Annotated in this window: 15 protein-coding genes; 12 read left to right on the top strand and 3 right to left on the bottom strand. The window is 54.8% G+C overall.

Annotation, left to right across the window (positions count from 1 at the left end):
• Positions 1-75: 75 nt before the first annotated feature.
• From rimP to JTP09_RS04650, 9 genes are all read left to right on the top strand, one after another.
• Entirely contained in the window at positions 76-660 is a 585-nt protein-coding gene (rimP, locus tag JTP09_RS04690; protein ID WP_204877298.1) for a ribosome maturation factor RimP, read from the top strand.
• Positions 661-808: 148 nt separating this feature from the next.
• Positions 809-1,816: a transcription termination factor NusA gene (nusA, locus tag JTP09_RS04685; protein ID WP_204877297.1), complete on the top strand. Its 1,008-nt coding sequence runs from the start codon at positions 809-811 to the stop codon at positions 1,814-1,816.
• Between the two features lie 103 nt (positions 1,817-1,919).
• Positions 1,920-2,267, top strand: coding sequence for a YlxR family protein (locus JTP09_RS04680; RefSeq protein ID WP_204877296.1), 348 nt, complete (start codon positions 1,920-1,922; stop codon positions 2,265-2,267).
• A gap of 197 nt (positions 2,268-2,464) precedes the next feature.
• On the top strand, positions 2,465-5,359 hold the full coding sequence (infB, locus tag JTP09_RS04675) for a translation initiation factor IF-2 (RefSeq protein ID WP_204877295.1): 2,895 nt from the start codon (positions 2,465-2,467) through the stop codon (positions 5,357-5,359).
• Between the two features lie 229 nt (positions 5,360-5,588).
• The gene (gene rbfA, locus JTP09_RS04670) at positions 5,589-6,044 is read left to right on the top strand and encodes a 30S ribosome-binding factor RbfA (protein WP_204877294.1); all 456 of its coding nucleotides are present in this window, start codon (positions 5,589-5,591) and stop codon (positions 6,042-6,044) included.
• A 10-nt stretch (positions 6,045-6,054) separates the two neighbouring features.
• Positions 6,055-7,122, top strand: a complete 1,068-nt coding sequence (gene truB, locus JTP09_RS04665) for a tRNA pseudouridine(55) synthase TruB (RefSeq protein WP_204877293.1) — start codon at positions 6,055-6,057, stop codon at positions 7,120-7,122.
• Complete coding sequence (locus tag JTP09_RS04660; protein WP_239478807.1) at positions 7,119-7,493, top strand: hypothetical protein; 375 nt, start codon at positions 7,119-7,121, stop codon at positions 7,491-7,493. The genes truB and JTP09_RS04660 overlap by 4 nt, the downstream gene beginning before the upstream one ends.
• A gap of 60 nt (positions 7,494-7,553) precedes the next feature.
• Complete coding sequence (locus JTP09_RS04655; RefSeq protein ID WP_204877292.1) at positions 7,554-7,976, top strand: hypothetical protein; 423 nt, start codon at positions 7,554-7,556, stop codon at positions 7,974-7,976.
• Between the two features lie 91 nt (positions 7,977-8,067).
• The gene (locus JTP09_RS04650) at positions 8,068-9,027 is read left to right on the top strand and encodes a bifunctional riboflavin kinase/FAD synthetase (RefSeq protein ID WP_204877291.1); all 960 of its coding nucleotides are present in this window, start codon (positions 8,068-8,070) and stop codon (positions 9,025-9,027) included.
• A gap of 111 nt (positions 9,028-9,138) precedes the next feature.
• Here JTP09_RS04650 and JTP09_RS04645 read toward each other — a convergent pair whose 3' ends face one another.
• Genes JTP09_RS04645 through JTP09_RS04635 form a run of 3 tightly spaced genes read right to left on the bottom strand, consistent with a single transcriptional unit; the run spans position 9,139 to position 11,208 of the window.
• Positions 9,139-9,966 carry an aldo/keto reductase gene (locus tag JTP09_RS04645; RefSeq protein ID WP_204877290.1) on the bottom strand — a complete coding sequence of 276 codons (828 nt, stop codon included), beginning with the start codon at positions 9,964-9,966 and terminating at the stop codon, positions 9,139-9,141.
• On the bottom strand, positions 9,959-10,735 hold the full coding sequence (gene mtnN / locus JTP09_RS04640; protein ID WP_240333911.1) for a 5'-methylthioadenosine/S-adenosylhomocysteine nucleosidase: 777 nt from the start codon (positions 10,733-10,735) through the stop codon (positions 9,959-9,961). Before mtnN ends, JTP09_RS04645 begins: the two co-directional genes overlap by 8 nt.
• The gene (locus JTP09_RS04635; RefSeq protein WP_204877289.1) at positions 10,735-11,208 is read right to left on the bottom strand and encodes an S-ribosylhomocysteine lyase; all 474 of its coding nucleotides are present in this window, start codon (positions 11,206-11,208) and stop codon (positions 10,735-10,737) included. The genes mtnN and JTP09_RS04635 overlap by 1 nt, the downstream gene beginning before the upstream one ends.
• Before the next feature lie 140 nt (positions 11,209-11,348).
• On the opposite strand from JTP09_RS04635, the gene JTP09_RS04630 reads away from it, so the two are divergent.
• From JTP09_RS04630 to rpsO, 3 genes are all read left to right on the top strand, one after another.
• The gene (locus tag JTP09_RS04630; protein WP_204877288.1) at positions 11,349-11,654 is read left to right on the top strand and encodes a hypothetical protein; all 306 of its coding nucleotides are present in this window, start codon (positions 11,349-11,351) and stop codon (positions 11,652-11,654) included.
• A gap of 161 nt (positions 11,655-11,815) precedes the next feature.
• On the top strand, positions 11,816-13,228 hold the full coding sequence (locus JTP09_RS04625) for an amino acid permease (protein WP_204877287.1): 1,413 nt from the start codon (positions 11,816-11,818) through the stop codon (positions 13,226-13,228).
• 265 nt (positions 13,229-13,493) lie between these two features.
• Positions 13,494-13,763: a 30S ribosomal protein S15 gene (gene rpsO, locus JTP09_RS04620; RefSeq protein ID WP_204877286.1), complete on the top strand. Its 270-nt coding sequence runs from the start codon at positions 13,494-13,496 to the stop codon at positions 13,761-13,763.
• The last annotated feature ends 198 nt before the right edge of the window (positions 13,764-13,961 follow it).

Genomic DNA, 13,961 nt, shown 5'->3' with positions numbered 1-13,961 from the left:
AACTTGCCCACGAACACACCTTACACGGTGCGTTAGACTGGTATCTACGTTCAACTACCCGAGGTGAGTACATCAATGGCTAAAAACAAAGACGCAGCAAATGCCCGCGACCGCCGCGCCGCTGAACGCGCAGCAACAGGCACCACCACCCCCACCCCTCAACAGTTCTTCCTCAACGTAGATGAACTGCGTGAGAACCTGCTACCGATGATCGACCAATTCAGTCTGCACCTGGAAGCCCTCAAGACAAAAGGCAATGGAGTTAACAAGACTCTCGAAATCATTGTCGACCTGCACGAAGACCGCACTGACTTCGTTTCACTCGACACACTGGCTGAAGTATCCCAGGCAATTAGCGCCAAGCTCGATGAGCTAGAAGACGGCGACTCTCCCTACCTCCTTGAAGTGTCTTCACCCGGAGCTACTCGTTCGCTGATCGAACGCCGCCACTGGAAGCGCTCCATCGGTCGCCTGATTAATATCACCGACGTGCAGGGTGAGAAGTTCCTGGCACGCCTACACGAAGTCACCGACGCCGGCGCTGTGATTTCCCGTAAAAAAGAAACGAAGAAGGGGCAAAAACCCTCCTACAAAGACCCCGAAACTATCAAATGGAGCACAATTTCTGCCGCAAAAGTAGAAATTGAGTTCACCAACTAACCTGTATTCGATAGAATCAAAGAGACAACTCATTACTTTTGTCTCAGTTTGCGCAGCGTCGAGCAAACTGTGAGAAGGGTTCATAAATTTTCACGCAGGGACGCTCACAGCGTCCCTGTACTGTTATCACGAAAGAAGGGCCAGCAATATGGATATTGATTTGAGCAACCTGCGTTTGCTGGAAAAAGAGCGCGATATTTCTATCGAGGAGCTCATTCCAATGATTGAAAGCGCCCTGTTGCTGGCGTACAACAAGCAGCCTGGAGCTATTCACGGTTCACGCGCAGAAATCGACCGTAAGACTGGCGCTATCACCATCTGGGCGCCCGAGCTCGATGAAGATGACCAGCGCATTGGCGAATTCGACGACACCCCCAACAACTTTGGTCGCATCGCGGCATCCACAGCGCGTCAGGTTATCACCCAGCGTCTGCGCGATGCTGAAGACTCCCACGTTTTGGGTGAGTTCCGCGACCGCGAAGGCGAACTCGTTTCAGGTCTGATTCAGCAAGGTCAGAACCCCCGCATGGTGCAGGTTGACCTGGGCACTGTTGAGGCAGTTCTGCCCAGCTCAGAGCAGGTTCCCGGCGAAAAATACCGCCACGGCACCCGCATCCGCGCCTACCTTCTTGAGGCTAAGCGCGGTCAGAAGGGTCCCTCTGTTGTTCTCTCGCGCTCGCACCCCAACCTAGTGCGTCGTCTCTTCGAGCACGAAGTCCCCGAAATTCAGGACGGTTCAGTAGAGCTCATGGCAATTGCCCGCGAAGCTGGTCACCGCACCAAGATTGCTGTGCGCGCTACCAAGCCCGGCATTAACCCCAAGGGCTCTTGCATCGGTGAAATGGGTTCGCGCGTGCGTGCCGTCATGTCAGATTTGAACAACGAGAAAATCGACATTGTAGATTTCGACGAGGATCCCACTGTCTTTATTCGCTCGGCTCTCTCACCGTCCAAGGTCGTCTCAGTTGATGTGACCGATCCTGCTACCCAGTCAGCCCGCGCTATTGTGCCCGATGACCAGCTCTCTCTGGCGATTGGCAAAGAGGGGCAGAACGCACGTCTGGCAGCGAAACTGACCGGCTGGCGCATCGACATCATCTCTGAATCACGCTTCAACGAGGCTGAAGCAGCCCGCGCTGCTACCGAAGAAGCTTAAGAGAGCTAAACTACTTAAGTTACCTCTAGCCCCCACAAAAGGGCTAGACTGGTAACTAAGAATAAAGACCTTGCGCCTTATCGAAAGAAGGTACCCCATCAGTATGCAGGAAAACCCGCAACAGGTAACAGCACTTACCGCTGTACCCGTTCGTACCTGCATCGGGTGCCGCACCACCGATAGCCGCGGGTCTTTATTACGTGTAGCGCTCAAGAAAGAAGCGACCGGTACACCGGTGGTTTTTCTCGATACCGCTAAACGCGCATCAGGACGCGGCGCGTGGGTTCACCCGAACCCGCAGTGCTTTGCCACAGCCCTTAAACGAGGGTCTTTCAACAAAGCATTTCGTGCCCGCGTCAATGCAACCCACCTCGAAAACATTCCAACCGGTGAATTGGTTGAAAGTCTCGATGAGGGTGAATGCAGAGAAATCTCTGCGCGAAACGAATAAGTCAACGAGTTTGACGGCTTGAAATCACGAAAGCGAGTCAGAGAACTGATGGAAAACAACCAATGAGTGCCGCACAATGAGTACTTTTGTGTGCTCTGCCTCCGGCAAACATCACGGTGCAACGGTAATCACCGTTGCGCATTTAACTAAAAACTGAAGGTTCGCGCCGTCCTGGTGCGAGCCAGGACAGGAGAAAAGTGGCTAAGCCCCGCGTTCACGAGATCGCTAAAGAGCTCGGAATCCCCTCAAAAGAAGCTGTCGCTAAGCTTCAAGAACTTGGCGAATTCGTCAAGAGCGCAGCATCAACCTTGGAACCGCCTGTAGTCAAAAAACTGCGCGCTGCCTTCCCCGATGCTGCTCCCCCAGCAGAATCAGCACCTGCTCCGGCTGCTAAGCCAGGTTCATCAGCACCCAAGCCCGGTGCCGCAAAGAGCCCTGCTAAGCCCGGTGCTAACAAGCCTGTGCCTAAGCCCGCAGCTAAGACCTCAGCACCTGCTGAAAAGACTTCAGCTCCCGCTGGAAAGAAAGCAGAAGCTCCTAAGCCTGCTGCTGCTCCCAAGGCTAACTCAGCGCAGAAGCCGAGTGGTCCCCGCCCTGGCAACAACCCCTTCTCAACTAACCAGGGTATGGACGCACCCCGCCCCAGCGTTCCCAAGCCTGCTGCACCGCGTCCTGCTGCTAAGCCCGGTGCGCCCCGCCCCGGCAACAACCCCTTCTCTAACAACCAGGGCATGAAGCGCAACGAAGGCGGACGCGGTGAAGGTCGTAACGGCGGTCCTCGTCCCGGTGGTCGCGGTCCTCAGCGTGGCAACGGCGGACCCCGTCCCGGTGGCGCTGGCAACGGCGGACCCCGCCCCGCAGGCAATGGCGGCCCTCGTCCGGCTGGTCGTAACGGTCAGCGTCCTGCAGGTGCAGGTAACGGCGGTCCCCGCCCCGCAGGTAACAATGCATCCTCAAACAACAACGCGGCACCGCGGCCCGCAGGTGGCGCTAACCGCCCCTCACCGAATATGATGCCCACCAAGATGGCAGCTGCTCCGGCACCCGGTCGCGGTGGCTCAGGTTCAGGAAACGGCCCTCGTCGTGGTGGCGGCGCTGGCGGTAACGGTGGCGGCTTCAACCGCGGTCCCGGTCGCGGTGGCCCCGGCGGCGGTCGCGGTAACGCTCAGGGAGCTTTCGGCCGCGGCGGCGGTAAGCGCAAGGGACGTAAGAACAAGAGCCGCGAGCAAGATCAGCTACAGGCACCAGCAGTAGGTGGCGTAGTTGTTCCCCGCGGTAACGGCGACACCGTAGTGCGCTTGCGCCGCGGTGCCTCCATCATGGACTTTGCTGAAAAGATTAATGCAAACCCCGCATCACTGATTACCGTTCTCTTCCATCTGGGCGAGATGGCGACTCAGACCCAGTCACTGGATGAAGAGACCTTTGAATTGTTGGGTGCAGAGCTCGGCTTCAAGGTTCAGGTTGTTTCACCCGAGGACGAAGAGCGCGAACTGTTGGAATCCTTCGCGATCGATCTCGAAGCAGAAGCTGTTGCTGAAGAAGAAAACGACGCACTGGAATTCCGCCCGCCGGTTGTTACCGTTATGGGTCACGTTGACCACGGTAAAACCCGCTTGCTCGACGCTATCCGTAACACCAACGTTATCGATGGTGAAGCTGGTGGCATTACCCAGCACATCGGTGCCTACCAGATTCACACCGAAGTTGGCGGCGAAGACCGCGCACTGACCTTCATTGACACTCCCGGTCACGAGGCGTTTACCGCTATGCGTGCCCGCGGTGCCAAGGTTACCGATATTGCAATTCTGGTGGTTGCTGCGGACGACGGCGTTATGCCTCAGACCGTTGAAGCGCTGAACCACGCACAGGCAGCAAACGTGCCGACCGTGGTAGCTGTCAACAAGATCGATAAGGAAGGCGTAAGCCCCGATAAGGTACGTGGCCAGCTGGCCGAGTATGGTCTGGTACCCGAAGAATACGGTGGCGACGCCCTCTTCGTTGACGTTTCAGCTCGTAACGGTCTGAATATCGATGAACTGCTCGAAGCAGTTGTTCTGACTGCCGATGGTGCTCTAGAACTTAAGGCTAACCCCAATAAGGAAGCTCGCGGCGTTGCCATTGAAGCTAACCTTGATAAGGGGCGCGGTGCCGTTGCAACCGTCCTGGTTCAGTCAGGTACTCTGCGCGTTGGCGATGCCATCGTTGCAGGTGCAGCCCACGGTCGCGTCCGCGCGATGTTCGATGAGAAGGGCAACAGCGTTGAGGAAGCTGGCCCCTCACGTCCTGTTCAGGTGCTCGGTCTGTCGAACGTGCCCCGCGCAGGTGACACCTTCTTGGCTACCGAGGAAGAGCGTACCGCACGCCAGATTGCTGAAAAGCGTGAGGCAGCAGATCGTAATGCTCAGCTGGCTAAGCGCCGCAAGCGCGTGACCCTCGAATCCTTCGATGCCGCTGTGGCTGAAGGCAAGATGGACACCCTCAACCTCATTATCAAGGGTGACGTTTCAGGTGCTGTTGAAGCTCTGGAAGAATCACTCATGAAGATTGAGGTTGGCGGCGACGAAGTTCAGTTGCGCGTTATCCACCGCGGTGTTGGTGCGATTACCCAGAACGACGTGAACCTGGCAACCGTTGATAACGCGGTTATCATCGGCTTCAACGTTCGCCCTGCAGAGCGCGTTGCAGAACTTGCTGATCGCGAAGGCGTTGAGATGAAGTTCTACTCCGTCATCTACCGCGCGATTGAAGAAATCGAGCAGGCAGTCAAGGGCATGCTCAAGCCCGAGTACGAAGAAGTTGAACTCGGTTCAGCTGAAGTACGCGAAGTATTCCGCTCTTCCAAGTGGGGTAACATCGCAGGTTCAATCGTCAAGAACGGCCTCATCAAGCGCAACGCTAACGCTCGACTGGTACGAGATGGCTCGGTTATCTCCGAGAAGCTCAAGATTGAGTCGTTGCGACGCTTCAAGGATGATGCTACCGAGGTCCGTGAGGGCTTCGAGTGTGGTATTGGTTTGGGCTCCTTCAACGATATTAAAGAAGGCGACATCATTGAGACCTGGGAGATGCGTGAAAAGCCTCGCGTCTAATCCTCACTCGTAGGTGAGCTAACGCACCCTAGCGTGTAAGGTGAGCCGGTTACTAGCGATAGTGACCGGCTCACCCTTTTAACACTTGCGATTTATTGGCGTGCCGAGAAAATTTTCTGATAGGTGAGAACTCGCGGTGCATGGAGGGTTATGAGCACGATAGAGTTAGAGATACAGATAAGAGCGGTGCTTGAGTGCGCCGTTGAAGAAAGAGGAAAGAAGAATAATCATGGCAGATGCAGCACGCGCCGCCCGACTGGCAGATCGTATTCAGGTTATTGTGGCTCAGGCTCTGGAACGCCGCATTAAAGACCCCCGTTTGGGTTTCATTACTGTGACCGATGCTCGCGTCACTAACGACCTACAGCACGCAACCATCTACTACACCGTTTTTGGCAGCGAAGAAGAGCAGGCATCCACTAAGGCTGCTCTTGAATCAGCGAAGGGTATTTTGCGTTCAGAAGTGGGCAAGAACATCACTGCTCGATTGACCCCTACTCTCACTTTTGTTTCTGACGAGGTTCCTGTGAACGCCGCTCATCTTGAAGATTTGCTGCGTAAGACCCGTGAACGCGATGCCGAGCTTGCCGCTGCGGCTGAGGGCGCGTCCTACGCTGGTGAGGCTGATCCTTACAAGAAGCCTGAGGACGAGGACGAGTCAGTAGAAGAAACTCGCGAGGCATAGAACCTAATTGATGGCGCGTAAGAACACGAACAAAGGACCTTCTGGTCTAGTTGTCATTGATAAGCCTGCGGGCATGACCAGCCACGATGTAGTGTCGAGGGTTCGGCAGTTGGCAGGCACCCGCAAAGTAGGGCATGCTGGCACGCTTGATCCTATGGCAACAGGCGTATTGATTTTGGGGGTGAATAAGGCAACCAAATTGCTGACCTGGGTGGTGGGGGAGTCTAAGACCTACACTACGACCATGCGTTTGGGCATCTCAACTGTTACCGATGACGCCGAAGGCGAAGCAACTGCGCTTGCCTCCCCCGACGCTCTAGCAGCGGTGACGGCTGAGAAAATAGAAGATGCTCTTACTGCGCTACGCGGTGAGATTATGCAGGTGCCTTCGTCCGTGTCAGCGATTAAGGTGAACGGGGTGCGTTCTTACGCGCGCGTTCGTTCTGGTGAAGAGGTAAGCCTTGAGGCTCGCCCGATTACTGTGCATTCATTTGAAGTTCATGCGGTAATCCCTGAGCAGGTCGAAGCCCCCGAGCAGTTGGTGGATTACACCGGTGACACGGTGCCCGACTATATTTCGCCCGGTCAATGTGCCGTGGTGGATGTCGAAGCAACAATTTCGTGCTCATCGGGTACCTATATTCGTGCTTTGGCGCGCGATTTAGGTAGGGCTTTGAATACCGGTGCTCATCTGGCTGCCCTGCGCCGTGTTTCTATCGGTGAGGTCGGTATCGACACTGCGGCAACCTTAGAACAGCTTGCCTTTTTGAAAGAGCAGGCTCCCGATTATCCCCTCCCCATGCTGAGCTTAGAAGATTCAGCGCGGCGGCTCTTTGCCTCTCGCGCTCTCAGTGACCTTGAAGCCACTGACATTTCTAACGGACGCCGTATCGCGCCCTCGGCGACTCAGGACGTGCCGAGCGCACACAGCAAAGTCAGTACAGCTGGTTTAACAGCTGCTTTTGCCCCTGACGGTAGCTTGGTCGCGATTCTTGAGAATAAGAAGTGGCGCGGTGAAAAAGTCGCCGCCCCCGTCCTCGTCTTTGAATCGGGTAAAACATACGGGAGCACCTCATGATGATTGCCGGTCTTGACCTGTGGTTTTGGATATGTACCGTACTCGGTCTTGCTTCAGCGCTGATTTGCATCATTCAGTTTCTGCGCGGGGCCGCAGCTGATGACTGGTCCCAGGGCTCAATTATTGTGCTTGAGGGTTTCCTCATGATCTACTTCGTGGGTTCTATCATGATGCAACTGATGACGGACGGTCCAACGGGGGACTGGTTAGAGTACTACGGTTATTTGCTGACCGCAATGATTATTCCTGCGGGCACTCTGACCTGGTCATTATCTGAGCGAACCCGCTGGTCAACCCTCGTCCTTGCGGTGACGGGCCCGGTACTGATTGTCATGGTTCACCGTATGAACATGCTCTGGTACTACTACTAAACCGTTTCTTCTTTTCTTGAGACAGCCCCACTTTTCATTTGAAAGGCTTTTCAGCTCACCATGGTTCAGCAGGCAAAAAACAGCGGCTTCGGTCGGTTACTGGTTGTTATTTACGCGGTATTCTCACTTTCAGCGACCGCTCGCGCCCTGTACCAGGTGATTCGAAAGTTTGATGAAGCGCCGCTTTCTATTAGCCTCTCAGCTCTTTCGGCTCTCATTTATATTGTGGCTACAGTGGCTTTAGCGAAGAAGGGAAGCTCAGCATGGAAGCTCTCGCTGGCGGCTGTTTCTGCTGAGATGGTCGGCGTGCTGTTGATTGGTGTTTTCAGCTATATCAGACCTGACCTTTTTGAGCTTCCCTCGGTGTGGTCTCATTTTGGGTCAGGCTACGGCTATATTCCCCTGCTACTGCCTATGGTGGGGTTGTGGTGGCTGAACCGCACGCGTTCGCACTCTGGATCACGGGTAACAGCAGAGCACTAGTTTTTTACAGTGCGGCTACGGCGTTAGGATTGTTTCTAGGGTTCGTGCGGGCACGAACATCTCAACTCTTGGACTCTAATAAGGAGACTACGTGGAACGCTATACCGATTTGCAGCAGGTTCCCGCTGACTTCGGCCCCTCTGTGGTGACCCTCGGTAACTTCGACGGCGCCCACAGCGGGCACGCCAAGGTGATCGAGCGTGTTGTTGATGTTGCCCGCGCGCGCGGATTGACTTCTGTGGCTGTCTCATTTGACCCTCACCCCGCTGTGGTGCATAACCCTGGTGCCTATCACCCCGAGATTATGGGGCAGGAGGACCGTCAGCGTCTGCTGCAGCAGATGGGTCTTGAACACTATGTGTTGATCCATTACACGTTGGAGTTTTCTGCCCAGTCGGCTGAAGAATTTGTAAAGTCTACCTTTGTGGATGCGCTGAAGGCTAAGGCTGTGGTGGTGGGCGATGACGTTCGCTTTGGCTACCGTAATTCAGGGGACTTGAGCACCATGATAGAGCTGGGCGAAAAGTACGGCTTTGAGGTTTTCACCGTTGATGATCTAACCCATGATTCTGCCCGCCGCTGTTCTTCTACATGGATTCGCGAGCTTCTTGCTGAGGGGCAGGTTGAAGATGCTGCTGAAATTTTGGGACGCCCGCACCTGATGCGCGGTGAAGTGGTGCATGGCTTGGCGCGCGGACGCGAGTTGGGGTTCCCCACTGCTAATTTGAGCGTTGATTCAGACGGGTTTGTTCCGGCGGACGGCGTGTATGCTGGGTGGCTGACTGATGAGGCGGGTAACCGCTGGCCGGTTGCGACTTCGGTGGGTACGAACCCCACCTTTGAGGGTGTTGAGCGCCGCCAGGTGGAGGCGCACGTTATGGGCAGACCTCAAGAACGTGTTGAAGATTTCGATCTATACGATCAAAGAGTTGTTCTCGAATTCACTGCTCGTCTGCGACCCATGGTTGCTTATACCGGTGTTGAAGCCTTGATTGAGCAGATGAATAAGGACGTTCAGGACGCGCAACAAGTTTTGGGTCTTGCCCTGTAGTTCTTCCGAGATTGAAAGAGCAAAAACCCGTCTTTCGTGTCAGTTACCTGATACAGAAGACGGGTTTTGCGTTAGCACGGTGTGCGGTGTGAATACCGGGGCGCGCCAGCTTTACCTTTCTTCGTGCTCTGCTGGATCGTAGCCAAAGACGCCGATGCCGGTGTGCAGCATTTTAAGTCGGTTCATCTGATCTTCTGTCAGCTCCCACTCAAAGATATTGAGGTTTTCCACCATGCGCTCGGTGTTAGCGGTTTTGACGATGGGTAGCAGGTTGGATTGCACATTCCAGCGCAGCACCACCTGGGCGGGAGTTGCCTGTGCCTCGCGGGCAATCTCGATTACGGCGGGTAGTTCTAGAATATCTTTGCCGCGACCCAGAGGCGACCACGCCTGAGTAATCATGGCCTGGGAACGGTCATATTCACGCTGGGTTTCTTGTTGGAAGGTCGGCTGAATCTCAATCTGGTTCACAGCCGGGGTTTCCCCGGTTATCGCAATGAGCGCATCCACATGTTCGGGTAAGAAATTGGAGACGCCAATGGAGCGAGTCAGACCCTCATCGCGCAACTCAATCATTGCCCGCCAGGTATCAACGAACTTGCCTACCGAGGGGTTGGGCCAGTGGATCAGGTACATATCAACGTAATCCAGTTCAAGGCGTTCCAACGACTCTTTGAGAGAAGCCTTGGTGGTTTCAAAGCCGTGGTGACGGCCCGGTACCTTGGTCTGCACGAAAATTTCTGAACGGTCAATGCCACTGCGGTTAATACCGCGACCCACACCGATTTCATTGCCGTAGTTCACAGCGGTGTCAATCAGACGCCAACCACGCAGTAGAGCTTCAGAAACATGAACCTCAGCCTCAGCATTTTTCAGGGGATAGGTGCCAAACCCGATAGCGGGAATAGTCTTACCATCACGAAGGGTGTGCTTAAGCATTTGCTGCTCCTGCCTCGGTGCGTCCGTCACGGACGCGGGTGACCAACGCCAGCACAAAGTTGGCTGAACGCTGAGACACAATATCGGTTGCCATATGGAAATCTTGATCGGCTGCAGGACCGCACAAATCTGAGATACCGCGGGTAGCAATAAAAGGTAGGGAACGGGTGCTGCAAACCTGGGCGAGCGCGGTGGTTTCCATATCGGTGGAAATCGCCTGCGGAAAGACCTCGCGGGTATCAGCAACGTTATGGGCGGTCACGAACGATCCACCGGCAAGCATAGTGTCGAAGAAAACGGTACCCTCGCCCTTGTAGCCATCAGCTACTTCGTGCGCCAGTGAGATGAGCTGCGCGGGAGAGCCGAATTTTTCGGGCATACCCGGTACCTGACCGCGTGCGTAACCAAAAGCTGTTGCGTCCGCATCTGTATAGGTGTAATCAACACCCACAGCAAGATCACCCACATTGATATCTTGACGCAAGCCCCCGGCTGTTCCCGCTGAGACAATGACGCTCGGGGAAGGAACCAACTCAAGGGCAACGGTCAAAGCAGTCGCAGCGTTCACCAAACCAATCATGGAACGCACCAGAATAAAAGGCACCGGACCGTTCTCAGTTTCAAGGACGCGCGGGTAGAAGTGGGCAACACCCACCGAAAAGTCCTCACCGGCAGAGGCTGAAGCCTCCAAAAAAGGGGCTGCCTCGGCGTCCATTGCCACCTGAATAACAGCGGCTCCTTCAAAACCTGCTAGCACTGAAACTGACACTATGCCATCACCTGTTCCCACTCATTGCGACTAGCAAGGAACTCGCGCACCGCAGCCTGCGCCTCATCGAGGGAGTGGTTAGTGCCCCAGCCGCATTGCACCTCATTAGCTGCAGGAACCTCGGTTGCCTCTAAGAGGTCATTCATGGAACGCTCAAGAATTGGCAGGAAGTCTTCAAGCTCAACGCCAAGAGTCAGCGCATAAAAGCCGGTCTGGCAGCCCATTGGTGAAAAGTCGATGAGCGCGTCCGTGTGATTCCGCATGTGGTGAGCGGTCATGTGCTCAATGGAGTGAACCGCTTTCATGCCCAGGTGCCCCTTATTAGGCTGGGTGAAGCGTACGTCGTACTTCACCAGTACATCGCCACCGGGCAAGGTCTTACGGTCGGCTACGCGCACATAGGGTGCAGCAACAGCGGTGTGGTCCAAATCGAAGGATTCCACGTTGGTCTTGTCTTTAGAAAAATTCTCCATACCCTCATTCTTTCGCATTTTCTCCACCGAGATCCTGATTTATCACCCAAATCCTGTTTTAAATCAGGATCTCGGCAACAAAACAGGATCTCGGCGTAAAATTAGTATCACGTCATTCTACGAGTAGAAAGAATAACCCCATGACTCACGTTTTGATTCCCACCACCGCAGCAACCGCAGGTCTGGTCGGCGGCTACAGCCTCGCCCGACTCACCGGCGTCCGCCCCATCGGTGGTCTAGCGCTCGCAGCAGGTGGCGTCACTGCCTTCAAAGGCTGGCAGAATAACCGCGGTACTGCCACCGCCGCTGCCCTTACCGGTGTCTACCTGGGTAGCTTCGGCTACTCCCACGTTCTGTACAAAAAAATTGGCCCCTGGCCCGCCGTCGCGAGTGTTACCGCCGCGACCGCACTCGCCTCACTGGTAGCAGGTGGCCCCAAAAAGTAGGGGAGCGCTGACCACAGTGTGACACTATCACCGCTTAAAAGATGACTTTTGCCCGGTGAAAGCTCACAATAGGGTAAGTACACAGGTGTGCAGGTGCCGGCTAGAAATAGCTAGTACCTGCACACATTTTTAAGTTTTATGAGAGAGTAAAGGGCGATTCAGTGAATACACCACAGGCAGCGGGCAGCGTTCCGCCCCACGAAGTGCAGGCACTCAAACGGGGGCTCACGCTCAGGCATATTCTCTTTATCGCCCTGGGCTCTGCTATCGGCACTGGGCTGTTCTACGGCTCGGCATCAGCCATTCAGCTGGCGGGTCCCTCGGTGCTACTGGCGTACCTTATCGGTGGTGCCGCGGTTTTTATGGTCATGCGCGCCATGGGCGAGATGGCACTGGCGCACCCCGTTTCTGGCTCCTTCTCTGAGTACGCTACCCGTTATTTAGGACGCGGTGCGGGTTTTATCACCGGCTGGACTTTCGCCCTTGAGATGGCGTTCGTCGCTATTGCTGACGTGACAGCATTCGCCACCTATATGAAGCTGTGGTTTCCCACTACTCCCGCCTGGATCTGGATTTCCAGTCTCATTTTGGTTATCTTGGGTATCAACCTTGCTAAGGTGAAAGCTTTTGGCGAATCTGAATTCTGGATGACTCTTATCAAGGTTGCCGCTATTATCGCCATGATTGTGGGCGGCATTCTCCTGCTAATTTTTGGTGCCCAGTTCAATGTGGGGCAGGACTCCTCCGTTACCAACCTCTGGGACGAGGGCGGCTTCTTCCCCAACGGCATCACCGGCTTTCTCGCCTGCTTTACCGTTGTGATGTTCGCATTTGGCGGCATTGAGACAGTGGGCATCGCCGCGGGAGAGGCAGAAAACCCTCGCGTGTCTATCCCGAAGGCTATCAACACCCTGCCGGTACGCATCCTGCTCTTTTACATCTTGACCCTCACCGTCATTATGTCTCTCTACCCTTGGCACCAGATTTCGGGTGAGGCTTCACCTTTCGTGCAGATCTTTGAAGGTCTGGGCATCGGGGCTGCCGCTCATATTCTCAACTTTGTGGTGATTACCGCAGCCGTTTCGGCTATGAACGCAGACTTCTACGCGGCAGGACGCATGCTGTATGGTCTAGCACACCGCGGCATGGCGCCTGCATCCTTCACCAAGGTCGCTAAAAACGGAACCCCTTTCATGACGGTGGTCTGCATGGGCGTTGTTATGGTGATTGGCGTCTTCGTGAACATCCTTTTCGAAAACGCTTTCTTGATCGTCGCCGCCATCGCAACTTTCGCAACCGTTATGGTGTGGGTGATGATTCTGCTGTCGCACATTGCTTTCAAGAAAGAAATGAAACGCGCCGGGGCAAGCACCGAGTTCGCAGTACCCGCCTGGCCTGCCGCGTCCTACCTAGCACTTGCCTTCATGATCTTCGTGATTGTTCTCTTTGCTTTCTACAAAGACACCCAGCTGGCGCTAATTGCCGGTGTTATCTGGTGTATCTTCCTGGCAGTTATTTATGCCGTGGCAGTGCGCGGTAAAAGCGAAAGCACAAACGCCGACCTAAAACAGTAAACCTGAAATAACCTCACAGCACACAACCGCCCGTTTAGCCTCCCTCAAAAGCTAACGGGCGGTTGGCGTATGTGCCCTAACTTGCACTACTAGCGCACCCCCATCTCTTCCACCGCAGAGGACTTTTGGGGTAAAGTAAGTTCTAAGTGTGCGACTGCTGTCCGTGGTTGTCGCACCTCGCAGGTCCCTTTCGAGGCGCTTTGTGAAACCCGGTGGGCAAAAGCAAAACCGGGCCGTCACGGCACTAACTCTAGGAGTTATACTCATGGCACTTGATCCCAAAATCAAGCAGGAAATCATTGCAGAATACGCAACTCACGAGGGCGACACCGGTTCACCCGAGGTGCAGATTGCTGTTCTGACCCGTCGTATCACCGACCTGACCGAGCACATGAAGGAACACAAGCACGATCACCACTCACGTCGTGGTCTGATGATTCTCGTTGGTCGCCGTCGCAACCTGCTGGGTTACCTCAAGGGCATCGACATTGAACGCTACCGTGCTCTGATCGAGCGCTTGGGTCTGCGTCGATAAATACGTTTGATAGTAAGGGCGGTCCACTGATTTTTACGCATGATTCTCTCGGTACACCTGTTGCAGAAGGTATCTTCTCAACCGGCATCCTACCGGCGTAGAATCTAGGCGTAAGAATGAGTACCGCCCTTACGTCTTACATATTTTCTCGATAACCTTTAATCGAGAAAAACCAGAACAAGAACATAAAAAGCACAT

The sequence above is a fragment of the Rothia sp. ZJ1223 genome (assembly GCF_016900985.1).
In the GTDB taxonomy this organism is placed as follows: domain Bacteria; phylum Actinomycetota; class Actinomycetes; order Actinomycetales; family Micrococcaceae; genus Rothia.
This window is presented reverse-complemented; position numbering and strand designations above follow the sequence as displayed.